Origin of the sequence: Dawidia cretensis (genome assembly GCF_018598175.1) — a bacterium.
Classification (GTDB): Bacteria; Bacteroidota; Bacteroidia; order Cytophagales; family Cyclobacteriaceae; genus Ohtaekwangia; species Ohtaekwangia cretensis.
In genome coordinates this window covers 118,915-142,509 of the sequence record NZ_JAHESE010000007.1, presented here as the reverse complement: position 1 = coordinate 142,509, position 23,595 = coordinate 118,915, and the positions used below count along the sequence as shown (strand labels likewise).

Sequence of the window (23,595 nt, the reverse complement as noted above, 5' to 3'; positions counted from 1 at the left end):
CCGACCGCTGCGGAGGCAGACAACAGTATTTTAGGTAGTCATGAGCACGTAGAAAGAGTTGTTGGAGGACCTGATCGCCGCTTTCGCGCAATTCGTATATTGCACCATCGCTCTAAATAAACTACCCAAAAGATGCTCTCGATCCGCACCTTACTGTTTAGCATGTTGGTGTTTACATGTTGCTGCTCGTGTAGCAGCGATGACGACGCACCCAATGTGTCGCTGGAAGACGTCGCGCTAAGCTTCGCCGACTCGCTTTATTATATTCACCATGCGCCGCCGCTGGGGCTTTGGTCCCGCGATGATCACGCCAACCAGGCGCTGGATTATGTCGCGTTTGCCAACAATGTCATGATCAAGTACGTGCAACGCTATCTTACTCCGTCGCAGTGGACGGAAATTCTTGTCGAACAGCCAGTGGCAGGCAAGCCAGGTGTGAAGTACAGGACGCGCACGTGGTTTATTTACAACGATAACGAATATGCCTACCAGGTAAGTCAACAGCGTGGTCGTTATGTTTTTGAAGCGTTTATCAGGAAAGGCGAAGCGTGGAAGTCGGTGGTGTATGCCGAAGAATACCGGGACCGCAGCCGTGGACTCATGAAAGTTTACAGCCTTGCAACAGACGAAATAATTACCGAAGGCACCTGGGAGCGTCGAGACGATAGGTTTAACCTCATCCTGAAATATCCTGCCGCTAAATATCACGAGTTGCACATGGACATCGATGAAAAGACCGGTGCCGGTACGGTAAACCATTGGCAGGATGAACAACATATATACGACGTTACCTGGGATGCACTGGGCAGCGGTAGCTGGATCCGATACAATGCCGATAGCAATGTAGACGCTACGGGCACCTGGGAGGCAGACGATTAGAGAGATATGAGTAGGATAGGTTTCTGCATCGGATTATTGTCCGTTATTTTGTAAGCTGTTCTTCCCGGGAGGTACGTCAGGAGTATTTTGCCAATGGAACGCTAAAGTTGCAGACGGCCCTGGAAGCCGGGCTTCGGCATGGGGAAACGTTGGTATATGATTCGCTGGGAAATCTCCTTGAACGTCGGACTTATGTTCGGGACACGTTGCAAGGCTCACTTTTTACATACTTTAAAAGTGGCCATCTTTCAACGGTTACGGGGTACGTACAGGGAAAAAAGGAATGAGCTTTTTTTTCTTTTTATAGGAATGGGAATATTGCTCAATTCGGTCCTTTCAAAGGAGGTTACCAGTGTGGGATGTGGCAGAATTATAGCGAGACAGACAGCGGGAAGGTTATGTTGGAGGCCGGTGTGCTAAACGTGCAGGGACATGCTGAAACGTACTATTTGAAGCGGCCTTCGGCGGAGGGGAAAATGGTTTATACGTATTTACCGCTGGCGATCAGCCTGCGGCCTACGTTGAGTCGGAAGGATATGATGGTGTTTAGTGTTGAATTGTTTGAGAACGAATATGATAGCGCTTTTTTGATTGTTGGTGATTATGATGAAAACTTTTACCTGAAGGGGAAGGTCGATACGATAAAGGTGAAGGATAATCACGCCGTACTTAGATTTGTGGTAGAAAAATCCGGTACCTTTTTTGTGCGCGGATTCGTATGGACCTTTCAGACAACGACCTTCGAAGATTCTGTAATGTTATCGGAGACATTGCAATCTTCGTTGCATTTTGAGGAGAAGTATAAAGTTCTCTAGAGAGAATTTTTGTATCAAATTTGAGATAGTAAGAGGTAAAATGAGAAGAAGTGTTTGGGGAGTTGTTGTTACGACATGGACACTTCTATGAGTATTATGCTTCTGATAGCGGTAAGATCAAACTGGATATGTATATGGTCATCGTTGTCGAAGACGAGTACCTATACCACAACAAGCTGTATGATGAGCAAGGTGTTTTAATAAAAAAGGAGCGGACATTGGACGTTAGCATCGATAGCGTGCCGGATAAGAGAACCCAATTTTTGGTCAATATACACTATGTCGATTCGGTGACATACGACTCCATGAAAGGTGATCGTGGGGAAATTTGAGGAATTGAACGCAAAAGGAGTAAAGAAACTGGATGCAGTAAGGTTTAAGAATAACATGGCAAGCTTTGTGGTTGATACGCACGGCCTTGACGATTCTACCGTTAGAGGTACATTTCTTGCGTATTCACAGTTTGTGAAAGAGGATACCTTGGTTATGGAAACGCTGGTGAAGTTTTTCGAAGAGAGAATACCACAATGACGAGTATCGATGTTCGTACGTTAATGTTTATAAGTGTATAGTTGATAGTCTACACGTGTAATATTATAACTTCAAAAGCATATTATTCTGCTATCCGGCGTTTTTTAAACTGGAAGAAAAATTCAAAATTGCGTGCATAATTCACCTTCACAATTTTATCACCTTTCTATGAAAAAACTTAACAAGTTTCTATTGCTGGTTGCTTTCTCGGCAGCGGCGTTTTCGTGCTCGAAGGAAGACGATGCTACTCCCGAGAAGAGCCTGGAGGACGTAGCCTTTAGTATGTCGGGGTCAAGTAGCGTCGTTACGCCGCCTTCGGCCATGGCGAGCTCGGACGACACGTATGCGGTCCAAGCCTCTTCCTATGTGAATATGGCCAATGCAATGAGCGGCTACTTGCAGTATTTCAAGCCGCCGCAAGGCGCTGTGAAAGGCTCGACACCCATTATGGTTGCCAACGGACGCGTTGCTGCAACACAGACGGAGTACCTGGTCTATACCTGGACGGATTCGCAAGGTAGCGGCATGAGCGTAGCGTACCAGGTAAGCGAGCAGTCAAATAAATACGTATTTGAGATCTTTATCAAGTACTCTCAGGACGAAGGTTGGACGCGGTATGTATACGCTGAAGAGACTAAAGACGGCAGCGAAGGCCTGATGCACATCTACGGCGGCGACGACGTTGTGTTCATTACCTATAGCTGGAAGCATACCGGCGATAATTTTGATTTTGTCATATCGGGCGTTGAAGACCAGACTTCGTTCGAAGTAAACATCCATGTCAATACAAAAACAAAAGCCGGTTCAGTGGAGTATGTCATCAATGACGAGCTGATGTACAAAATGGAATGGGATGCAGCCGGTAACGGCGAGTGGGCGTACTATGTCGACGGCGAAGTAGACGAAAGCGGTACCTGGGAAGTTTAAGCTTCTCTTGCTATACATACGGCAGCCAGGGTTAATCGCCCTGGCTGCCTTATTTTTTAGGTTGGTAATCGATTCGAAATGATTATCTTCCGTGAGAAACCAGTTTCATTATGGGAGCAGCACAGATTCGGGAGGAATTGACTGAACTTATTAACCGTATGGACGAGCGTACATTGTATATCATTTATGAGGTAGTGATGCATGCTCACGGTGGATTAACGTTGGAACAAGAGAAAGATTTAGCGGAACGAATAGCCCGTTATAAAAGTGGCGAGTCAGCATCCTATACATCGGAATAGGCGCTCGACGGGATGGCCGTATCGGTATGCAGGGGAAGCTGAACGGTGAACTCTGTATATTCGCCGGGCACCGATTCGAGGGTGACGCTGCCTTCGAGTGCTTGCACCGATTTCTGCACGATGTACAACCCCAAACCGTTGCCTTTGGAGTCGGGGTGGCCTTTGAAGAACATGTCGAAGAGGCGGTGCTGGATGGCGGCGTCTACGCCGATGCCGTTGTCGCGAACGCTGAACCGGACTTCACCGTTTACGGTGGCCCTGAATGTGATGTGCGAGCCTTCGCCGTGCTGCATGAGGCTATAGACAAGCGCGTTTTCCACGAGGTTGTTGATCACCACTTCCACCAGGTTGGGATAGGAGTGGAAGATGAGATCGGCCGGGCAATCCACCACAAACGTCACGCGTTTTTCTTCCATGAGATTGCGATACCGGTACTGTACGTTCTCTACGATGCCGAGTAGCATAATGGATGAATAGCCTGTGGGTTGGTTAATCTCGCTGATGATGCTCAGTTTTTTCAGAAGCTTATCCATGCCTTCGGTGGTGTTGACTACACGTTGTACCAGTTCCCTGGGCTCACCGTTGGAGAGATGAATAGCGATGTTACAAAGCCCGATGATAGAGCAGACGGGTGTGCGCAGGTCGTGCGAGGCACGGTAGAGGAAGGTGTCGAGCTCGCGGTTTGCCTCGGCGAGCAATTTCGTGCGGTCTTCGACAATTGCTTCCAGGTTCTCGTTCACGCGCTTCACCTCCTCGTTCGCCAGCACCAGGTCTTTCTTCTGCCGGCGCAGGCGATTGCTGAACGTGATGAGCAACACAATGAGTACACCGAACACCAGCGCGACGAGCGAAATGAGAAGGAGCTGTCTGCGGAAAGCCGCCTGCTCCTGCAAGCGCCTGGCTTCGCTTTCCGAAAGCTTGTCTTCCAGCTGCTGGAAGTCAAAATATTTCTCCTTCAGGCCGTTTATGATCTGACGGTAGTCGCTCAGGTTTTTATAAAAGCGGCTTTCGTTTTCGGCCAGCAGTTGTTCCAACGCCATCAGGTCGCTGAAGACCATGGCCCGTGTATTTTCATCGAGGTTGGTAAAGCCCCTTTGGAGCTTTTGCTCGATGATGTGGATCTTTTCGTCGAATTCCGTACGCTGTATCTGCAGGCCCTTGCCCTCAGCCTGAGCCTGCTTCAACAGGTTCCGGATGTCTTCGCGCACAAACGACGAGTCGGAGATTCTGCCCATGAAGACGTTGCGGGTATAGCGCAGGGAATCTTCGAGCTGCGTCACCAGTTGTTTGAACTTGTCGTCGAGCTTGACCCGGGTGGCGGCATCCATGTTTTTCATGGACACGTTCTTGAAGATCGCGTAAAATACGGTGAGCGATTGAATGGAGTCGAGGTGATTAAGGTCGAAGTTCCTGAAGTAGTCTTTGCCGATCACCTGGTCTGGCGCGACTGCCGGGGTCTCCCGGGTGGCCGCCGCGGTTGTTTGCTCCACGGCCGCCACCTGTTTGATAAACTCCACGGTAAGCACACCTTCGGTGTTGGTCTGTTGGAAGTCGATCACGTTGTAGCCTTTTACGCTGAATTGATCGGCGCCATCGATCTTTTCATCAAGTGCGATCGGCAGTTCCAGTGTGCCGTTGGCGGCGCTGGTATAGTGGGCCGTCTTCTTACCTCTGAACGTTACAGACGTGTTGGCCACAGGGCCAGTGTTCTGGTCTTTCACCGTTAGATGCACTATCTGGTAGTCCTTTTTACGGACCACGATCTCGAGAATGCTTTTACTCAGGTTCCAGGCGGCCGGCTCGAGCTGTTCATTTCTTATTTTGAGTGTTTTTATCGGCAGCTCCGTTTCCAGTAATTCGGTAAACACTTCGCCCTTGTCACCCGTGGAGATAAAGTTTTTACCATTAATGGAAACCTCTACATTCTTCATGGGCTTCAATCGCTCGTCGAATGTCCTTACCTGGATCAATTGCCGTACCTGTGCCGTGGCGGGCGCATGGGCCAGCAGGATGGCAGCCAGAACGGCGATGCCATAGAGCCGGAGCCCAACGGTATATACCGTGCGCTGGGTTGTTGCGTGTCCTTTCATATCATCCCGATCCTCCATGTCTTTAAAAAGTGTCTTTTACAAATACAATTTCGTGGGCGCTGACCTGCCGCTGGTGTTTGGGTATTTCCAGTACTACAACGCTCTCCTTACCATCGTCCGTCACGACTCGTATTATATATTCGCTAAAATAAGGTACGATCACGGAAAAGTTGCCTTTGCCGTCGGTAGTGCTTTCGTATACGGTGGTGTTGCGCAGCTTATCGATAAGATATACCCGTGTATGGGACAGCAACACCAGCGCCGACGAGTCGCTCCAGGCATGCTCTTTCATCTTTACCACGCCGGCGATGTTCACCGGGTACGTCTGGATGTCCATCTCCACTTCGTAAAGGTCGTCGTTGTAGCCGCCGTTTTTCCGGTTGGATGAAAAGTAGCCGTGCGTGTCGAGCGAATCGACCACCATGCCGAAGTCGTCGTAGCTGGTGTTGATGGGAGAGCCCGCATTGCGCGGTTCGCTGTAACCCTCGGCGGTGATGGTGGTTTCAAAGATGTCGAGGCCGCCCATTCCGGGGTGACCATTGGATGCGAAGTATAGCGTCCGGTTTTGGTGGAGGAACGGGAACGCTTCGTCGTAAGGCGTGTTCACGGTTTCGCCGAGGTTTTGGGGTTGCGTCCACGTGTCGTCTACAAGGGTGGACTTATACAGGTCCTTGCCGCCCAGGCCGCCCCCCATATCGGACGAAAAGTAAAGCACCTTACCATCTTCGCTGATGGTGGGATCGCTGATGGAGTGATGCCGGCTGTTGTACGGAAAGGGCATGGTCTCGGTCCATTCGCCGTTTTTCCATTCGGCAAAAAAGAGCTGCAGGCTTCGCCGGCCACTGTTGCCGGTTTCACGCGCCGATGCAACGAATACCATTTTTTTTTCTTTATCGTAAAAAGCAATCGGTCCGGCGTTGAGCTTCGAGGCCAGCTCTTTGCTGAAAAGCATGGCCTTGTCGTATTGATGACCGTCTTTACCACCACCGGAAAGCACACGGGCGGAATAGATCTTGTAGAATGGCGCATTTATCGAGGCGTTTACTTTTTCGACAAGCCCGGGCTCTTTCCGATTCGACATAAATACAATCCTGTTCCTGTACGGCACGGCACAAAGCTCGCCATACCCGGTATTGAGCGAAAGAGGATGCACGGAAATATGCGCAGAGTCTTCGTACAGGTACTGGATGTTGCTCAGGCGCCATACTTTGCGCATGGCCAGCGCGTCGTCTTGTTTATTGGCGAGGTGTTTTTGGTAATACTCGATGGCGGTTTTGTAGTTGCCCGTGGCCGCCTGTACTTCGGCATAAGAATACATATCGCTCCACGGTAACGATCGCTTTTCCTTCAGGTAACGTTCGTAATAAAAAACGGCCTGGGTATATTCTTTCAAAGAATAATAACACCGGGCTACGCGCAGCTGTACGTCCGGATTGCGCCGGGTTGCTTCCCTATACAACTTCAGGGCGTTCAGATAATCCTTGTCCCGGTAGTATTTATCACCCAGGCTCACGTTGTTTCTGAATAACCCGAAAACGGTTTGCTGGCCATGTGCCACCGTTACGGCGACATGCAAGAGGAGCGGCAGCAATATGTTTCCGGGCTTGATCATGCGCATACGTTATCTCGGCGAGGCTACTCTGGTTTCCACAAACTTAAAAAGATACTGCACCATCAGCTCGTGCGACCCATTCGCCAGCCTGGCGACGCTGCCAATGGCATGATCGTAGGCATACCCGACCTGGAACTGCGGCGTGATCTGGGCCTTCAAAAGAAAGTCGACCGACTCCCGCTTTCGGTACGATAAGCCGAGCGTTAAAACTTTGCGGTAGATCATGTTGATGTTCACATCGTAGGAAAGAGGCAAGCCGGGAAAATATTTTAGCAGGATGGAGGGTTCGTATTCCAGGCTCTCATTTTGGGTGATCCGATATTTGGAGAACAGGAAGTAATTGGTTCGGCTCAAACGCACCGAGAGCGTGTCGGCCAGATTGATGGTCTCCGGCAAAAGCTGGGGTGCCGACAAACCGACGTGCAACCGCGGACTTCGGTAGTAAACGCCGGCTCCGAAGTCAAAAAAAGTCTCCGATATATTGGCATACAACCGCGGGTCATTGGTCACACCGCCGATCAGTGAAGCATAATCCGAACGGGTATCGTATATGCCGGCCTGTACACCCAGGGAGAGGAACGAGTGCTTACCGGTTTGAAGGTGATAGGCGTAATTGGTCAACGCGCTCAGATTTTTGTGTACACCGTATTGGTCGTTCACAATGGTGGCACCCAATCCGAAATGTTTTTTCCTGAACAGGGTATGACCGGTAAGCGTCTGCGTATTGGGGGCGTTGTCGATGCCGTTCCACTGGGCGCGGTGAATGAATGTAAGGCTCAGGGCTTCATCGGCGCCGGCATAGGCGGGATTGATCACCAGGTTATTGAACATGTACTGGCTGAACTGCACCTTTTGCTGCGCCACACTGGGATGAAACGTCAGCAGCATCGTTGCGAAGAATGCGGCGTGTAAAAAATGATCTCGTGTCGTTCTCCCCATATTATCGCAACAATTCAAAAAATCCGCTCTTCTTCAGGTGCTTTTCCAGGAAGTCCACTTCAATGACATAGTAATATGTTCCCGCGGGCACCTGCACACCGTTCGAATTCACACCGTTCCATGCTACGGTAGTGTTGTTGTATCCGCTCGCCTGATAGATCACACTTCCCCAACGGTCGAGAATGAATACCCTGTTCCGGTTGAATTTTTCGACGCGGGCGATGATCCATTCGTCATTTTTTCCGTCGCCATCGGGGGTCACTACCCGGGTCACTTCGATGTCCAGGTCTTCATACGACACGATCACGTTGAAGGCACACGTTACGGTAGTGCCGGCGTCGTTCGAGGCGGTGTATGTTATCACCGTCGTGCCTACCGGGAATATGTCGCCGGGTTGATGCGAGCTTGTCAGGGTCAGCGGACCGCATCGCGTCGAAGCGGTTGGTGGTTCCCACGTCACGGCTACCTCTCCTGATTCGCCTGCTTTCGCCAGAACATCGGCCGGGCAACCGGTGATCAAAGGCACTTCGCCATTGCGCACCTTTACATTGAAACGGCAAACCGAGGCATTACCGTGAATATCGGTAGCGGTATATACCACTTCGGTGATGCCGGTGTTAAATCGATCTCCGGGTTGATGTGTGCCGGTTATACCGGCCACGCTGCAATTATCAGCCGCTGCCGGCGGTGCCCAGGTCACGATGGCGCCACACGCATTGTCGGATGCCACCGCGATGTCGCCCGGGCAATTCAGAAACGTCGGAGACGTGGCATCATTCACGGTGATGGTAAACGAGCACGTGGTGCTGTTCCCGGAAATGTCGGCGGCGGTATAGGTAACGGTGGTCATGCCCACGGCAAAAAGATCACCCGGTGCATGATCGGCCGACAGGCTGACGATTCCCGGGCAGTTGTCGCTGGCCAGGGGCGGTGTCCAATGCACGGATGCGCCACAACCTGTATCGTTGGCGGAGGCTGTGATGTCGCCGGGACAATTGGCGAACACTGGGGCGACCGCGTCGCGGGCAATCACATCGAAAGAACAGGTCGTCAGATTGCCCGCTCCATCTGTGGCGGTATAGATCACGGTAGTGGTACCCGTCGGAAAAGCATCGCCGGGGTTGTGCGTGCTGGTGAGCACTACCGGGCAGTTATCGGCTGCTACGGGCGGTGTCCAGGTAGCGATGGCCTGGCATGTGGCATCGGTAGCCGCACTGATGTCGGCCGGACATCCGGTAATGACGGGCGCCGTGTTGTCGTGGACGGTTACCGTAAACGAGCACGTGGCCGAATTTCCGGCAGCATCCTGCGCGGTATACGTCACCGTGGTGGTGGTGCCTATCGGGAACTGGTCGCCAGGATTGAAGTTGCCGGTTACCGTGGGCGTTGCCGTGCAGTTGTCACTTGCCACAGGCACGGTCCACGATGGTGTTGCATGGCACGAAGCGGGATCGGCCGTCACCACGATGTTGGCCGGACAAACGGTAAATATTGGATCAGCGTCGTCGATCACCGTAATGGTGAAGGAACAGGTTTCTTTATTGCCGCCGGCATCGGTGGCTTCATAGGTTATGGTATGCACGCCTGACGCAAACGTTGCGCCGGGGTTGTGCGTGCTGGTGATAACCGGTGCGGCATCACAATTATCGGTCACGGCCGGCGGTGTCCAGCTCACTACTGCATCGCACGATGTAGTTCGGGTGAACACGTTGATGTTTGCAGGACAATTGGCGAACACGGGCTTGGTAGTATCGACCACAGTCACGGTAAACGAGCAGGTTTCCTTGTTGCCGGCGGCGTCAGTCGCTTCATACGTGATGGTATGAACGCCCAGGTTGAAAGTTGTTTCTGGATTGCCGGTACCGGTCACCACGGGCGAAGTATCGCAGTTGTCGGTCACGGTCGGTGGCGTCCAGCTCACCACGGCGTCGCACGTAGCGCTGGCAGACACGCTCATGTTGGCGGGACAGTTGGCAAATACAGGCTTGGTGCCGTCGGTCACTGTTATGGTGAAGGAACAGGTTTCTGTATTGCCGGCTGCATCGGTTGCCTCGTATGTGACGGTATGCACGCCCAGCGTAAACGTTGCGCCGGGATTGGCCGTGCTGGTTACGACCGGCGCGGTGTCGCAGTTGTCGGTAACAGTCGGCGGCATCCAGTTCACAACGGCATCGCACGACGCAGAATTGGTGGTTGCATGGATGTTGGCCGGGCAGTTGATAAACGTCGGCTTGGTGCCGTCGGTCACCGTGACGGTGAAGGAGCAAGTTTCCTTGTTGCCGCTGGCATCGGCTGCTTCGTAGGTCACGGTGTGCACGCCGAGCGTGAACGCCGACCCTGGTGTGTTGGTGGTCGTTACCACGGGCGCGGCATCGCAGTTGTCGGTCACGGTTGGCGGCGTCCAGTTTACCAGGGCATCGCATGACGTCGGACTGGTCGCTACGTTGATGTTGGCCGGGCAGCCGGCAAACATGGGTTTAATGTTGTCGGTGACTGTTACAGTAAACGAACAGGTTTCTTTGTTACCGGTGGCATCGGTGGCCTCGTAGGTCACGGTGTGCACGCCCAATGTAAAGGCTGATCCTGGTGTGTTGGTCGTCGTCACCACCGGCAACGCATCGCAGTTGTCGGTCGCGGTGGGTGGCGTCCAGTTTACCACGGCATCGCAGGTGGTGGGATTGGTGGGCACACTTATGTTAGCCGGGCAATTGGCAAACACCGGTTTTGTATTGTCGGTTACGGTTACGGTAAACGAGCAGGTCTCCTTGTTGCCGGCGGCATCAGTTGCTTCATACGTGATGGTATACATCCCCACTGCGAAGGTTGATCCAGGCGTGTTGGTCGTGGTTAGGACGGGCGATGCATCACAGTTGTCGGTCACGGTCGGCGGAATCCAATCCACTACGATGTCGCAGGTGGTCGGGCTGGTCGCCACGTTGATGTTGGCCGGGCAGTTGGTAAACACCGGTTTGGCGCCATCGGTCACCGTGACGGTGAATGAGCAAGTTTCCTTGTTGCCGCTGGCGTCAGTCGCTTCATAGATGACGGTGTGTACACCCCGGGCAAACGTCGATCCGGGGCCGTTGGTCGCAGTCACAACAGGAGCCAGGTCGCAGTTGTCGGTCACGGTGGGCGGCGCCCAGGTTACTACGGCATCGCATGTTGTCGGGCTGGTCGTCACGTTGATATTAGCCGGACAGCCGGCAAACACGGGTTTGGTGGCGTCGGTCACGGTTACGGTAAATGAACAGGTCTCCTTGTTGCCGGCGGCATCGGTCGCTTCATACGTAACGGTATGCACGCCTAGTGTGAACGTTGACCCAGATAGGTTGGTTGTGGTCACCACGGGCAATGCATCGCAGTTGTCGGTTACGGTGGGCGGCGCCCAGGTTGCCACAGCATCGCATGTGGTTGGATTTGTCGTTACGTTGATGTTGGCCGGGCAATTATTGAACACGGGTTTGGTGGCATCGGTCACCGTTACGGTAAACGAACAAATCTCTTTATTGCCGGCCGCGTCGGTCGCTTCGTAGGTTACTGTGTGTATACCTAATGTAAATGTCGATCCGGGTGCGTTGGTCATCGTCACCACCGGAGACGCATCGCAGTTGTCGGTCACGGTCGGCGGTGTCCAGCTTACAACAGCGTTGCATGTCGCCGGGTTGGTGGTTACGCTGATGCTGGTCGGGCAATTGGTGAATACAGGCTTGCTGCCGTCGGTGACGGTTACCGTGAACGAACAGGTTTCTTTGTTGCCGTCGGCATCGGTCGCTTCATACGTAACGGTATGCACGCCCGGTGTGAACGTTGATCCGGGTACGTTGGTCGTAGTCACTACGGGTGATGCATCGCAGTTGTCGGTCACGGTGGGCGGCGCCCAGTTTGCTATAGCATCGCACGTGGTTGGATTTGTTGTTACGTTAATGTTGGCGGGGCAGTTGGTAAACACGGGTTTGGTGGCGTCGGTCACGGTTACGGTGAACGAACAGGTTTCTTTGTTACCGGCTGCATCGGTCGCTTCGTAAGTCACGGTATATATGCCGGGCGTGAGCGCCGAGCCTGGTGTGTGTGTGGTCGTCACCACGGGTGCGGCGTCGCAGTTGTCGGTCACCGTGGGCGGCGTCCAGGTTACTGCGGCATCGCATGATGTTGGACTGGTTGCCACGCTGATGTTGGTCGGGCAATTACTGAATACTGGCTTGGTGGCATCGGTCACGGTGATGGTGAATGAGCAGGTCTCCTTGTTGCCAGCCATGTCTGTCGCTTCGTAGGTCACGGTGTGTGTGCCCGGTGTAAACGTTGATCCAGGTGTGTTGGTGGTTGTTACGACCGGCGATGCATCGCAGTTGTCGGTTGCCGTCGGCGGTGTCCAGTTTACGATGGCGTCGCATGTGGCAGGATCGGTATTTACGTGGATGTTTGCCGGGCAACCTGCGAACACAGGTTTGGTATAGTCTGTTACGGTCACGGTGAACGAGCAGGTTTCCTTGTTACCGGCTGCATCCGTGGCTTCGTATGTGACGGTATGCACGCCGGGCGCGAATGCTGATCCAGGGGTATTGGTCGTAGTTGTTACGGGCGAGGCGTCACAGTTGTCGGTGACGGTGGGTGGCGTCCAGCTCACCACCGCGTCGCACGTGGCGGGGTTGGCCGATACGGCGATGTTAGCAGGACAGTTGGTGAACAGGGGTTTTGTATTGTCCGTGACCGTTACGGTAAACGAACAGGTTTCTTTGTTGCCCGCCACATCCGTTGCCTCGTATGTCACTGTAGTTATACCGAACCCAAACGTTGCGCCGGGGCTGGCCGTACGGGTCACGGTAACCGACCCGCCGCAGTTATCATTGGCGGTGGGCGGTGTCCAGGTTGCCGTCGCGGTGCACGTGGCCGGGTTGGCGGGCACGCTGACGTTGGCGGGGCAGTTGGAAAATACGGGCTTGGTAGCATCGACCACCGTTATGGTAAAGGAGCATGTGCTTTGATTGCCCCGGGTATCTCTGGCAGTATAGGTGACGGTATGCGGACCCAGCGAAAGCGTGGTGCCGGGGTTGGTATTGCTGTTGATTTGGGGCGATGCGTCGCAGTTGTCGGTGGCGGTAGGCGGTGTCCAGCTCACTACGGCATTGCACGACAGGGGATTTGTGGGTACCGAAAAATCGGTGGGGCATCCGGCCAATACCGGTGGCGTGACGTCGCTGACAGTGACGTTGAAAGTACAATTGGCTGTGTTGCCGTAATTGTCCGTCGCGGTATACTTGACGGGGGTTGTACCTACCGGGAAGAAATCGCCCGGATTATGATCGGATACCACGGTGGCTACGGCACAATTATCGGTAACGGCAGGCGTCGTCCAGCCCACATTGGCGCCGCAGGCCGCGGCGTCGGCATTCACGTTGATGTTGGCGGGGCAGCTGGTAAAGTTTGGGGGCGTGCTTTCCATGTTCAGGCAGCAAATAGGCAATCCGCCCACACTTTCGCCGCCGGTCACTACAAAGTTGCCAAACGTGGTGCCGATCTTTACAGGATTGGAACACGACGTGCTGATATCCGCCAGGACCAGCAGTGTTGTGCGGATGGTTACATGATCGCCCACAAAGGGCATACCCGGACCCGCCGAGCTCTGTATGTGAAATGTACTGCCCGGCAACAGCAGCAACCCGCTGTAAATACTGCCGCCATCGTCGCGCACATCGACGGTAAGTCCGAGCAGGCCGGTGAACCGCACGGTGAGTTTTGTAAGCCCTACGTTGCAACCACATGTATTGATCGGCGGGCAGCTGCAACCCTGTCCAAAGGCCTGCTGTCCGCTGAGCAGGCCCAGCAAAACCAGCAACCCACCCAGGAAGAGCGTTTTTTGCCTTCTTACAAAATCAACCGGTAGCATATTTCAGCATGTAAATCCGCCAAAGGCCATGAAAGGCACCTCTGAATGTGAATGATTCTGTTTACAAACCCCTTCCTCTTAGCAAAAAAGCGCCCTGAAGCGAGAAACTAAGCATAATGGTTAGAAACAAAGTCGCTAAGTTAGTGATTTGATGGGGATTACGACTATTTTTTTAGAGTTCTGTATACTATAGACTGAAGACGGTAGCGAAGGCCTGATGCACATCTACGGTGCGATGTATGAAGAAGACGCTGTGTTCATTACCTATAACCGGACGGATACAGGCGGCAATTTTGATTTTGTACTATCGGAAGTCGAAGATGAGTCTTCGTTTGAATAAGCATCAAGTCAATACAAAAACAAAAGCCAGGTCGGTGGAGTATGCCTTCCATGATGCGCTGATGTGCACGATGGAATGGGATGCAGATTGGCAAATGTCTCCTGACTTTGATTACCTTGGCTCCCAAACATAACACGTTTGACGGGAGCCCCTTCGCCCATACAACTTCAGAACGTTTCGTTTGATTATGACACGGCGCCGCTGCTGCGGGATGTGAGCCATACGTTTGCCGCGCACATGGTGACAGCTGTGCTGGGGCGCAGTGGCAGCGGTAAGTCTACTATGCTGGAACTCATCAACGGTATGCTTAGGCCAAAGGCGGGCACGGTGGCAGTGTTTGGAAAATCACTGGACTATTCGCAGGTGTATGTGCTACGGAGTCAGATCGGGTATGTGGTGCAAAGCGCGGCGTTGTTTCCGCATATGACGGTGGGGCGGAACATGAGCCTGTCTGGTGTGGTGCAGGGGCAGTCGCAAGACGTGTTGTCGGCGCGGGTTCGTACGCTACTGGCGATGGCGCAGTTGCCGGAGGCGTATGCGGACAAGTATCCGCACGAGCTGTCGGGTGGGGAGCAGCAGCGGGTGAGCTTGTGTCGCGCGATGTTTTTGAATCCGCCGATCTTGTTGATGGATGAACCGTTCTCCGCGTTGGACTATGGTACCAAGCTGGCAATCTATGCGCACTTTCAGGCGTGGCAGGCGGCGGAGCCGCGTACGGTGATCCTGGTGACGCACGACTGGGAGGAGGCCAAACACCTGGCGGATGCTTTTGTGTGGGTTGACGATGGGCGCATTCGCTCGCATGGCAATAAGGAAGAATTGGATCGTTGGAAGGAAGAATACCTGGCACACCTATGAAGCGTTGGTTGCTCACCGCTCTTTTGTTGCTCGTATGGAGCAGTGTCGCGCTGGCGCAGGATGTGCTGCGCGTGGGGGCGAAGCATTTTAACGAAGGGTATATATTGGGTGAAATGGTAGCGCTTATCCTGGAAGATGGTGGCTTTACCGTCGAGCGAAGGTTTAACCTGGGCGGCACGGCTGTGAGCTTTGAGGCGCTGAAGAACGGAGCAATTGATGTATATCCAGAGTATACCGGTACGCTGGCGGCAGAGATTTTGGGAGCGCAGGAGCTGAAGAGGGTAGACGCGATCGACTCCGCGCTACAACAACGGTGGGGATTGCGGATCTCGGCATCGTATGGTTTTAACAATACGTATGCGTTGCTGATGCGGCCGCAACAGGCCGATAGCCTGTCCATGCGGGATATCATGGATCTACAAAAACACGCGGACCTGCAGCTCGGATTAAGCTACGAGTTTTTGAAACGCCGGGACGGCTGGGAACCGCTGGCGTCGGCGTATGGCCTGCCGCAGCAACCGGTGGGACTGGAGCATGGGCTGGCCTATCAAGCCCTGCGCGACGGACGGATCGATGTGACGGATGCTTATTCTACCGACGGAGAGATCGGGCGCTATGGTCTTCGGTTGCTGACGGATAACAAACACTTTTTCCCGACCTATGAAGCGGTGTCGTTTTATCGCGCGGGGTTGCCGGCAAAGGCAGTGGAACAGCTTCGGAAGCTTACCGGTAAAATCACTGCGGCCGAAATGCAGGCATTGAATGCACAAGCCCTGTTTGAAGAGAAACCCTTTCGTACCATTGCCTACGACTTTCTGCGTGCGAAGCAATTGATTGGAACAACGACAGACGCACCCGCATCAAAGGGAGCGGATATTATGGGCCACGTGTGGGATCACTTACTGTTGACGGGGTTGGCGTTGTTGGCGGCGGTTATGGTAGCGTTGCCGTTGGGCGTGGTCCTTTATCGGTTCTCGTATGTGGCGAAGACAGTACTGTACCTGACCGGCATTCTGCAAACGATCCCTTCTATTGCGTTGCTTGCGCTGATGATCCCGTTGTTTGGTATTGGCCTGGTGCCCGCGGTTATCGCTTTGTTTCTGTATGCGCTGTTGCCGATCCTGCGGAATACGGTCGTAGGACTAGTGACAGTAGACCCAGCGTTGAAGAAGGTGGCGGCGGGAATTGGACTGACGCCCTGGAACCGCCTTCGGTTGGTAGAGCTGCCGCTGGCGATGCCGTCGATTCTGACGGGCATTCGTACCGCGGCGGTCATTAACGTTGGGACGGCAACGCTGGCGGCGTTTATTGGCGCCGGTGGGTTAGGGGAGTTTATCGTGACGGGGTTGGCGTTGAATAACACTTCGCTGATTCTGCAAGGGGCGGTGCCGGCGGCGGTGTTGGCGGTGGGGATTGAGTTGTTGTTTGAATTACTGGAATGGTGGTTGGTGCCGGCGCACTTGCGCCGGCGATATCAATGATTGTTAGGAGTTAATGTTTGCGAAAGAGTATATCGCGGAAGTAGTCGCGGCTGTCGGCGAAGTGCCGGACGATTTCCAGGTTTGCTTTGCGGGCAAGGGACTCGATCATGGCAAGATCGTATTTGAGCGACACTTCGGTGTGGATGGTTTCCCAGGCGTTGAAGTGGATGGTTTGATGGGTTGCTTCGATGTGTACGTCCTGGTTGCGGAGGCTGACCAGGTAGCTTTTCGCAGCACCGGTCTCAGGGTCATAATAGGGAGCATGCTCGAACGCATCTATGTCGAAATTGGCGCCGAGCTCGCGGTTGAGGCGTGTTAGCAAGTTCAGATTGAAGGAGCGAGTTATGCCGTGTGGGTCGTCGTAGGCGGCCTTGATTACGCGTGGATCTTTTTTGAGGTCGAAGCCTATGAATAACAGGTCACCTGCATGCATGGCTCCCGCCAGGTTGTTGACGAAGGCTTGTGCTTCCAACAGGCTATAGTTGCCAATGTTTGCGCCCAGGAACATAAAGATATGACGGTGCTCGCGGTCTTCGGCGACGGTACGCAGAGCATCTTCGTGGCGATGGGCGATCGGGCTGATGGGAAGCGTGGGCAGCGAATGTTCCAGCCGCTCTTGCAGGATGGCCAGTACGTTGGGGGAGATGTCGGTGGGCCAATACTCGAAGTCTGTGTGCTGGTCGACGAAGTGTTTGAGGAGCAGCTCGGTTTTGAGTCCATCGCCCGCGCCGAGCTCGACCAGGCGGAACGGTGTGCCGGCGGCGGTGAACTGTTGACGGATGGCTTCCTTTTGTTTCTGGAAGATTTCATACTCGCAGCGCGTGGGGTAGTACTCGGGCATGCGCATGATGGATTGGAAGATGGCATCGCCCCGCTCGTCGTAAAACAGCCAGCTGGGGAGTTGCTTGGGTTTGCGTGTCAGGCCCGCCATGACGGCGGCGGCAACGGGAGCGGTTTTATTTTCGAGTATTACCATGTTTGTTTTTTACAGAGCCTGATGCCAGTAAATTGCCATTGCAGACTTGGGTGGAAAAAATTGCGATAGGTGTCGCGGCTGTGGCCGGCCGGTGTTGCCACCGAGGCACCGCGCAGCACCATTTGATTGATCATAAACTTGCCATTGTATTCGCCGATAGCACCCGGCGGCTTCTGATAACCAGGGTAGGCCAGGTAGGCACTGTTCGTGTGTTCCCAACGGTGGCCCCAGGCGATCCGGTTGGCGGCGGCTTCCCATTCAAATTCCGTAGGCAAACGCATGCCTTTCCATTCCGCGAAAGCGGCCGCCTCGTAGTAGCTGATGTGGGTGACAGGCTCGTCCATCGGTATTTCCTGTAAGCCCGACAACGCATAACGATGCCAGCGGCCGTCGATGTAGTGCCAGTACAGTGGACTGTTGACATTTTGCTCTTTCACCCACGCCCAGCCGTCGCTGTGCCACCACTGCGAAGTTTCATAGCCATTGTCTACCATGAACGCCAGGTAGTCGGCGTTTGTTTCAAGTGTGTTGCTAATGTTATAGGGAAGCAGGAATTGCTCGTGCGCGGCGTGCTCGTTGTCGAACGAAAAACCGGAACCGGTATAGCCGATGGCGTAGCGGCCTTCGGGCATGTCTGTAAAGCCAGGTGTTGCTGCTGCCAGCGCCGGTGTTTCGCGGAAGTTTGGATCGTACGGTGGAAACAGGGGGTTGTGACCGAGAATGTACTTGATGTCGGTATACAGCAGCTCCTGGTGTTGTTGCTCGTGGTTGAGGCCGATCTCGATCAGCCCGTGCAGATTGTCAGGCAGGGTTTCCAGGAAGCGCGTCATTTGCTCGTCGATATAATGACGGTAGTCCAGGATTTCGGCTACCGTGGGCCGCGACATATTGCCGCGGTGCAGACGTAGTACTCGTTCGCCGACGCTGTCGTAGTAGCTGTTAAAGAGGAAGGCGTAGCGCGGATGGAAGCGCTTGTAACCCGGTTGGTGTTTGGCCAGCACAAACTCTTCCCAAAACCACGTGCTGTGTGCGAGGTGCCACTTGGGCGGACTGACATCCGTGGTAGGTTGTACGACATAGTCTTCGGTTTGTAGCGGCCGACAGATATCTTCTGTATGACGCCGGATGGTGGTGAACCTTTGGTGCATGGGTGGTGAAAAAGTAAAAACCGATAGAAGATCGGAAATGTTCGCGATCTGCCTCGGCAAGGTGTTAAAATAGTGTGCCCGATAATTGTATAAACGCGAAATTTCGGCATACTTTTATGACCCTCAGGTGATTATAATAACGATCGGAGAGGCAAAAAATGGGTATGACAAAAGCAGAAGTTGCTGCGATGCTGAAGGGCCAGGTGCCTGAACTGGCCGGGGTGCCGCCCGCGCAGTTGGACTGGCTGGCCGAGCAGGGCACGCTGGAAACATATGCCGACGGCGCCAAGAACTTTAGCCGGGGCGAAGAGATTGTGGCCCTGACGGTTGTGTTGCAGGGGGGCTTGTCGATTTTTATTCCGCAAGCAGGTGGAGTCAAGCACCTGGGCGTGTTTGAAAAGGGTGAGATCACCGGCCTGTTGCCGTATTCAAGAATGAAAGCGGCCGTGGGCGATGCCTATGCCGCGGGCGAGACGGTGTTGCTGCGGCTGCCGCGCGAAAAGTTTCCCGAAATGATCGCAAGCCAACCCGAGCTGACCACGGCGCTGGTGCACGTAATGATGGACCGAATCCGCGATTTTACACGGCAACAGCAGCAAGACGATAAGATCATGGCGTTGGGTAAACTCTCCGCGGGCCTGGCACACGAGCTGAATAATCCTTCGGCGGCGGTGGTGCGCAATGCGCATGAGCTAAAGCGGCATTTTTCCATGGGGCCGGAGCGACTCAAGGCAGTGATTAAGATTTGCGTGTCGGACGAAGTGGTAGACCATGTCAACGGCCTGGTGCTGTTTAAGGCACGGCATGGCAATGCACACGGGCTGTCGATGATGGCGCGCTCGGAACGCGAAGATGCACTCGCGGACTGGCTGGAGCGAAACGGTTTGGACCACTCCGCGGAAGCGGCCGCCACCTTTGCGGATTTTGATTTTATTGAGGAAGATCTCGAATCGCTGCGCAGCTTGTTACGACCAGCAGACATTCCCCCGGTGATTCAATGGATGAACCAGGTGCTGATCACGGAACGGCTGGTGAATGAAATTCAGGAAGCTTCGCGCCGCATCAATACACTGGTATCGTCGATCAAGAGCTATACTCACATGGACCAGGCGCCGGTAAAAGAGCGCGTGGACATTCACGCTGGGATTCAGACAACGCTGACGTTGCTCAACCACAAGGTCAAACACAACCAGATACAGCTGAAGCTGGAATTTGAAGAAGGATTACCGGCAGCCAATATTTTTGTCGGTCCGATGAACCAGGTATGGACAAACCTGATCGACAATGCCGTCGACGCCATGGAGGGACGTACGGGGAACATACTCGAGATTCGTACGCAGCGCAGCCGTGAATCGATCCTGGTATATATCATTGACAATGGTCCGGGGATTCCGGCCGACATCCAGGATAAAATATTTGAGCCATTCTTTACGACCAAGCCGGTAGGCAAGGGTACGGGCATGGGCCTGGAGGTGGTGCGACAGATCATTACCCAACATGCGGGCCGACTGGAAATGAAAAGTGTGCCGGGCCGCACGGAGTTTAGTATATGCTTCCCCATTGGGTAGCGATCTATGATTTAACATAACATGACAAAACCAATACTTTTTATTGTCGATGACGACGCGCAGGTGCTGCGCACCATCGTGCGTGATGTCCGGAATGTGTATGGAAAAGAGTATCGCATTCTGAGCACGCCCTCGGCGCGCGAAGCGCTGGACTCGCTGAATGACCTGCGCAACAAGCGCGAGACGGTGGCGATGTTCTTATCCGACCAGCGTATGCCCGAGATGCTGGGTGTGGAGTTTTTGCGGCAAGCGAAGGATTATTTCCCCGAGGCCAAACGCATTTTGCTGACCGCGTATTCAGACACGGACGCGGCCATTCGCGCGATCAACGAAGTGCAGTTGGATTATTACCTGATGAAGCCCTGGGATCCGCCGGAGGAGCGGTTATACCCGGTGCTGAATGATCAACTGGAAGAATGGCAGAGTACGCACGTGCCGCCGTTTAAGGGCATTCGCATTGTGGGATATCAATGGTCTCCGCGTTCGCATGAGATCAAAGACTTCTTTTCAGGTAACTTGATTCCGTACCAATGGCAGGATGTCGAATCGAATCCGGACGCAAAGGAATTGATGTCGCTGAATAATATTGAAACGAAGGACCTGCCCGCGGTATTTTTTGACGACGGCGTGGTATTGCGCAACCCGACCACACGCGATATCGGCGAGAAGACCGGCATGCGCTCGAAGGGTACCAAGACGATGTACGATGTCACGATCATTGGTGCGGGGCCGGCGGGTTTGGCGGCGGCGGTATATGGAGGATCAGAAGGACTCAGTACCGCGTTGATTGAAAAACGCGCCCCGGGCGGACAGGCTGGTACGAGCTCGCGCATCGAAAACTATTTGGGCTTCCCCAACGGGTTGAGTGGAGCGGAATTGTCACGCCGGGCCCTCTCGCAGGTGACGCGTTTTGGCGTGGAACTGATCTCGCCATTGGAGGTGGTCGATATTGCTTTGAAAGATGGTTATAAGATCATTACGCTAAGCGACGGGAGTAAGCTTAATACACGCAGTATTGTTGTGACCACAGGGGTGGACTATCGTACGCTCGAGGCCGCCGATGTAGAGCGGTTTACCGGGGCGGGTGTATATTATGGCTCTGCTACTACCGAAGCTCATGCTTGTAGAGAGCAAGATGTATACGTGGTAGGCGGTGGAAATTCGGCCGGTCAGGCGGCGATGTATTTATCGACGTTTGCGCGAAAGGTATATATTGTTATTCGCAGACCGTCGCTGACGGAGTCGATGTCGCATTACCTGATCGAGCAGATCCGGGGCACGCCCAACATTGAGGTGGCGCCCTGTTCGGTCATTACCCGCCTGGGTGGCGGAGAGCGGTTGGAGGAGGTGACGTTGCAGGACGTGAAGACGGGAGCGGAGCGTACCGAGAAGGCCGCGGCACTGTTTATCTTTATCGGGGCGCGGCCCGTCACGGACTGGATCCAGGTGGATATCATCAAGGACAACAAAGGGTTTATCGAGACCGGTCGCGACTTGTTTAAGTATGACGACTTTAAGAAGTCGTGGAAGCTCGGTCGCGAGCCGTACCTGCTGGAGACGTGCAGCCCGGGCATTTTCGCCGCGGGCGACGTGCGGTCAGGGGCGATGAACCGGGTGGCCTCGGCGGTAGGCGAGGGGGCGATGGCAATTAAATTCATTCACGAATACCTGGCGGAAAACTGATATGGCAAAAGAACCGGATTTGTGTGATCATCTGCGCGACTGGACGGACATCAAGACCCCCCAGAAGCATGAATGTGAAGAATGCGTGAAGGTGGGTGGCCAATGGCTGCACTTGCGCACCTGCCAGACGTGCGGCGCAACGTTTTGCTGCGATTCGTCGCCGGGCCGCCATGCGTCGAAGCATGCCGCCAGCGCCGGGCATCCGGTGGCGATTTCGGCAGAGCCGGGCGAGCGTTGGGCGTGGTGTTACCGGGATGAGATATTCCGGGAGTATTAGTGTCGGAAAGGTTAATTGGCCTTTATTGCAATATTTTGTACTTGAGTAAATAGTCTCTGAACGGTTTTTCCTATTCGCCGCGCCCAGAAGAATGCTGCCAGGTTGGTAATCGTGCGGCTACTCAACGATGTACTCCTTGCCCGCTGGTCCATAAACGGCGCTTCCCGAGGGTACCCCCGTAACGCTTTAAAAATCGGAATATTTTGTTATTTTTGGATTTAAATGAAAGATTTTCAGGTCTGGTTTTATGTCATTCTAGGCATCATCTACGTGGTGACCCGGTTTATGAAAAAGCAGGAGACGCCGCCGCAGGACCAGGCTCCCAAGCGTCCGGAGAAGCCGGTACAGCGCTATGAAGAGCCTGCGAGTAAGCCGGCGCCCGGTCCGAAAGCGCTTACATTCGAGGAATTGTTGCGGGAGATTACGGAGAGCAAGACTGTAGAGTCGAAACCCGTTACGGCGCCATCGGTGCCCAAGACAACATACGTTGACTATGACGATAATCTTCAAGAGGAGGAAGAAGACCTGGAAGATGAGGAGTATGATTACCGTAAGCGCGACCAGGTATATAATGTCTACGAGGAGGCTAAGCGCCAGGCGTTCGAACGACCGTCGTTGGAAGAAACGATGAAGGCAGGAGAGACGGTCGGCACCTTTGGCAAGTTTAAGGCGTTTCAGGAGAAGCCGCAACGGAATTTGCTACAGGAATACCTGGGCAACTTCAGCGATGCAGAGGAGTTGAAGAAGGCTATCGTTATGAGTGAAGTGTTGAACCGGAAATTTTAAATCTTGGACCAAAAGGTACATAGATAAGAAATACGATTTTTTAGACTTACAGATTTTTTAAGCTACGCGTAGTAACCTCCATTTTTGTAGGCTTTAGTGGGTTACTATATATTTTTTAGTGCTATTTAGAGATAGTAGTGTTTTTTTAAGCTTCTACGCATGAAATTACTGACATACCTGACTTGCTTCGCCCTTTCGTGTCTTGCGATGGGCCACTCGCCTGAGCGTGAATCCATCTTTCAAGACGACTGTAAAGACGTCGAGGCGAAGGTGGTCGTCGCCAGGGCCACCGATGGCACCCATACCGCTACCGTGGAAATAAGCCGGGGAAATAAGTCAACTGCCGATATCCTGTTCTGCACAAAGGATGGGAGGGTTTTAAATGTAGATAAGCTTAAGGTGAACAGCCTGAAGAAATTGCGCGCGGGGGAATACTTCTGCGTGGTGGCAAATGCCGGCGCCTGTTCCAAGAAAATTAGCTTCACGATCGAATGAGTAAAAC

The 23,595-nt window shown here is 53.6% G+C and carries 19 protein-coding genes; 13 read left to right on the top strand and 6 right to left on the bottom strand.

From position 1 onward, the window contains the following. Window positions 1-132 precede the first annotated feature (132 nt). The 5 genes from KK062_RS10140 to KK062_RS10120 all read left to right on the top strand — a co-directional run bounded on the left by KK062_RS10140 (window position 133) and on the right by KK062_RS10120 (window position 3,451). Window positions 133-879 (top strand): hypothetical protein, encoded by a 747-nt coding sequence (locus tag KK062_RS10140; protein WP_254084176.1) that lies wholly within the window; start codon window positions 133-135, stop codon window positions 877-879. 359 nt (window positions 880-1,238) lie between these two features. Continuing rightward, window positions 1,239-1,694 (top strand): hypothetical protein, encoded by a 456-nt coding sequence (locus KK062_RS10135; RefSeq protein ID WP_254084175.1) that lies wholly within the window; start codon window positions 1,239-1,241, stop codon window positions 1,692-1,694. Window positions 1,695-1,828: 134 nt separating this feature from the next. Next, complete coding sequence (locus tag KK062_RS10130; protein WP_254084174.1) at window positions 1,829-2,026, top strand: hypothetical protein; 198 nt, start codon at window positions 1,829-1,831, stop codon at window positions 2,024-2,026. 367 nt (window positions 2,027-2,393) lie between these two features. Next, a complete protein-coding gene (locus tag KK062_RS10125) occupies window positions 2,394-3,152 on the top strand; it encodes a hypothetical protein (protein ID WP_254084173.1) in 759 nt (252 codons plus the stop codon). A 110-nt stretch (window positions 3,153-3,262) separates the two neighbouring features. Further along, window positions 3,263-3,451 carry a hypothetical protein gene (locus KK062_RS10120; protein ID WP_254084172.1) on the top strand — a complete coding sequence of 63 codons (189 nt, stop codon included), beginning with the start codon at window positions 3,263-3,265 and terminating at the stop codon, window positions 3,449-3,451. Here KK062_RS10120 and KK062_RS10115 read toward each other — a convergent pair. From KK062_RS10115 to KK062_RS10100, 4 genes are read right to left on the bottom strand one after another with little or no spacing between them, the layout of a single operon-like run. Next, a complete protein-coding gene (locus tag KK062_RS10115; RefSeq protein WP_254084171.1) occupies window positions 3,436-5,559 on the bottom strand; it encodes a sensor histidine kinase in 2,124 nt (707 codons plus the stop codon). The two genes, KK062_RS10120 and KK062_RS10115, sit on opposite strands and share 16 nt — an antisense overlap. A 4-nt stretch (window positions 5,560-5,563) precedes the next feature. After that, window positions 5,564-7,153 carry a tetratricopeptide repeat protein gene (locus KK062_RS10110; RefSeq protein ID WP_254084170.1) on the bottom strand — a complete coding sequence of 530 codons (1,590 nt, stop codon included), beginning with the start codon at window positions 7,151-7,153 and terminating at the stop codon, window positions 5,564-5,566. A gap of 9 nt (window positions 7,154-7,162) precedes the next feature. Next, window positions 7,163-8,092: a PorP/SprF family type IX secretion system membrane protein gene (locus KK062_RS10105; protein WP_254084169.1), complete on the bottom strand. Its 930-nt coding sequence runs from the start codon at window positions 8,090-8,092 to the stop codon at window positions 7,163-7,165. A 1-nt stretch (window position 8,093) separates the two neighbouring features. Next, window positions 8,094-13,976, bottom strand: a complete 5,883-nt coding sequence (locus KK062_RS10100; protein ID WP_254084168.1) for an HYR domain-containing protein — start codon at window positions 13,974-13,976, stop codon at window positions 8,094-8,096. A 239-nt stretch (window positions 13,977-14,215) separates the two neighbouring features. Here KK062_RS10100 and KK062_RS10095 point away from each other — a divergent pair, with 239 nt between their 5' ends. From KK062_RS10095 to KK062_RS10085, 3 genes are read left to right on the top strand one after another with little or no spacing between them, the layout of a single operon-like run. Further along, complete coding sequence (locus tag KK062_RS10095; RefSeq protein WP_254084167.1) at window positions 14,216-14,449, top strand: hypothetical protein; 234 nt, start codon at window positions 14,216-14,218, stop codon at window positions 14,447-14,449. A gap of 5 nt (window positions 14,450-14,454) precedes the next feature. Beyond that, window positions 14,455-15,174 carry an ABC transporter ATP-binding protein gene (locus tag KK062_RS10090; RefSeq protein ID WP_254084166.1) on the top strand — a complete coding sequence of 240 codons (720 nt, stop codon included), beginning with the start codon at window positions 14,455-14,457 and terminating at the stop codon, window positions 15,172-15,174. After that, window positions 15,171-16,655: a glycine betaine ABC transporter substrate-binding protein gene (locus tag KK062_RS10085; RefSeq protein ID WP_254084165.1), complete on the top strand. Its 1,485-nt coding sequence runs from the start codon at window positions 15,171-15,173 to the stop codon at window positions 16,653-16,655. Before KK062_RS10090 ends, KK062_RS10085 begins: the two co-directional genes overlap by 4 nt. A 10-nt stretch (window positions 16,656-16,665) precedes the next feature. On the opposite strand, the gene KK062_RS10080 is transcribed toward KK062_RS10085, so the two are convergent. Next, window positions 16,666-17,631 (bottom strand): L-histidine N(alpha)-methyltransferase, encoded by a 966-nt coding sequence (locus KK062_RS10080; RefSeq protein ID WP_254084164.1) that lies wholly within the window; start codon window positions 17,629-17,631, stop codon window positions 16,666-16,668. Beyond that, window positions 17,625-18,779: an ergothioneine biosynthesis protein EgtB gene (gene egtB / locus KK062_RS10075; RefSeq protein WP_254084163.1), complete on the bottom strand. Its 1,155-nt coding sequence runs from the start codon at window positions 18,777-18,779 to the stop codon at window positions 17,625-17,627. Before egtB ends, KK062_RS10080 begins: the two co-directional genes overlap by 7 nt. A 164-nt stretch (window positions 18,780-18,943) precedes the next feature. Here egtB and KK062_RS10070 point away from each other — a divergent pair, with 164 nt between their 5' ends. The 5 genes from KK062_RS10070 to KK062_RS10050 all read left to right on the top strand — a co-directional run bounded on the left by KK062_RS10070 (window position 18,944) and on the right by KK062_RS10050 (window position 23,588). Continuing rightward, window positions 18,944-20,347 carry a sensor histidine kinase gene (locus KK062_RS10070; RefSeq protein ID WP_254084162.1) on the top strand — a complete coding sequence of 468 codons (1,404 nt, stop codon included), beginning with the start codon at window positions 18,944-18,946 and terminating at the stop codon, window positions 20,345-20,347. Between the two features lie 21 nt (window positions 20,348-20,368). Next, complete coding sequence (locus KK062_RS10065; protein ID WP_254084161.1) at window positions 20,369-22,030, top strand: NAD(P)/FAD-dependent oxidoreductase; 1,662 nt, start codon at window positions 20,369-20,371, stop codon at window positions 22,028-22,030. A 19-nt stretch (window positions 22,031-22,049) separates the two neighbouring features. After that, window positions 22,050-22,307, top strand: a complete 258-nt coding sequence (locus KK062_RS10060) for a UBP-type zinc finger domain-containing protein (RefSeq protein ID WP_317195760.1) — start codon at window positions 22,050-22,052, stop codon at window positions 22,305-22,307. A gap of 222 nt (window positions 22,308-22,529) precedes the next feature. Further along, entirely contained in the window at window positions 22,530-23,093 is a 564-nt protein-coding gene (locus KK062_RS10055; protein ID WP_254084159.1) for a hypothetical protein, read from the top strand. A 159-nt stretch (window positions 23,094-23,252) separates the two neighbouring features. Next, the gene (locus KK062_RS10050; RefSeq protein WP_254084158.1) at window positions 23,253-23,588 is read left to right on the top strand and encodes a hypothetical protein; all 336 of its coding nucleotides are present in this window, start codon (window positions 23,253-23,255) and stop codon (window positions 23,586-23,588) included. The last annotated feature ends 7 nt before the right edge of the window (window positions 23,589-23,595 follow it).

Bases quoted from the DNA above. Each gene is read 5' to 3' on its own strand.
- KK062_RS10140 (WP_254084176.1), top strand. From the start codon at position 133: ATGCTCTCGATCCGCACCTTACTGTTTAGCATGTTGGTGTTTACATGT.
- KK062_RS10065 (WP_254084161.1), top strand. From the start codon at position 20,369: ATGACAAAACCAATACTTTTTATTGTCGATGACGACGCGCAGGTGCTG.
- KK062_RS10125 (WP_254084173.1), top strand. From the start codon at position 2,394: ATGAAAAAACTTAACAAGTTTCTATTGCTGGTTGCTTTCTCGGCAGCG.
- KK062_RS10055 (WP_254084159.1), top strand. From the start codon at position 22,530: ATGAAAGATTTTCAGGTCTGGTTTTATGTCATTCTAGGCATCATCTAC.
- KK062_RS10080 (WP_254084164.1), bottom strand. From the start codon at position 17,631: ATGGTAATACTCGAAAATAAAACCGCTCCCGTTGCCGCCGCCGTCATG.
- KK062_RS10110 (WP_254084170.1), bottom strand. From the start codon at position 7,153: ATGATCAAGCCCGGAAACATATTGCTGCCGCTCCTCTTGCATGTCGCC.
- KK062_RS10050 (WP_254084158.1), top strand. From the start codon at position 23,253: ATGAAATTACTGACATACCTGACTTGCTTCGCCCTTTCGTGTCTTGCG.
- KK062_RS10085 (WP_254084165.1), top strand. From the start codon at position 15,171: ATGAAGCGTTGGTTGCTCACCGCTCTTTTGTTGCTCGTATGGAGCAGT.
- egtB (WP_254084163.1), bottom strand. From the start codon at position 18,779: ATGCACCAAAGGTTCACCACCATCCGGCGTCATACAGAAGATATCTGT.
- KK062_RS10115 (WP_254084171.1), bottom strand. From the start codon at position 5,559: ATGGAGGATCGGGATGATATGAAAGGACACGCAACAACCCAGCGCACG.
- KK062_RS10095 (WP_254084167.1), top strand. From the start codon at position 14,216: ATGAAGAAGACGCTGTGTTCATTACCTATAACCGGACGGATACAGGCG.
- KK062_RS10120 (WP_254084172.1), top strand. From the start codon at position 3,263: ATGGGAGCAGCACAGATTCGGGAGGAATTGACTGAACTTATTAACCGT.
- KK062_RS10135 (WP_254084175.1), top strand. From the start codon at position 1,239: ATGTGGCAGAATTATAGCGAGACAGACAGCGGGAAGGTTATGTTGGAG.
- KK062_RS10105 (WP_254084169.1), bottom strand. From the start codon at position 8,092: ATGGGGAGAACGACACGAGATCATTTTTTACACGCCGCATTCTTCGCA.
- KK062_RS10100 (WP_254084168.1), bottom strand. From the start codon at position 13,976: ATGCTACCGGTTGATTTTGTAAGAAGGCAAAAAACGCTCTTCCTGGGT.
- KK062_RS10070 (WP_254084162.1), top strand. From the start codon at position 18,944: ATGACAAAAGCAGAAGTTGCTGCGATGCTGAAGGGCCAGGTGCCTGAA.
- KK062_RS10130 (WP_254084174.1), top strand. From the start codon at position 1,829: ATGGTCATCGTTGTCGAAGACGAGTACCTATACCACAACAAGCTGTAT.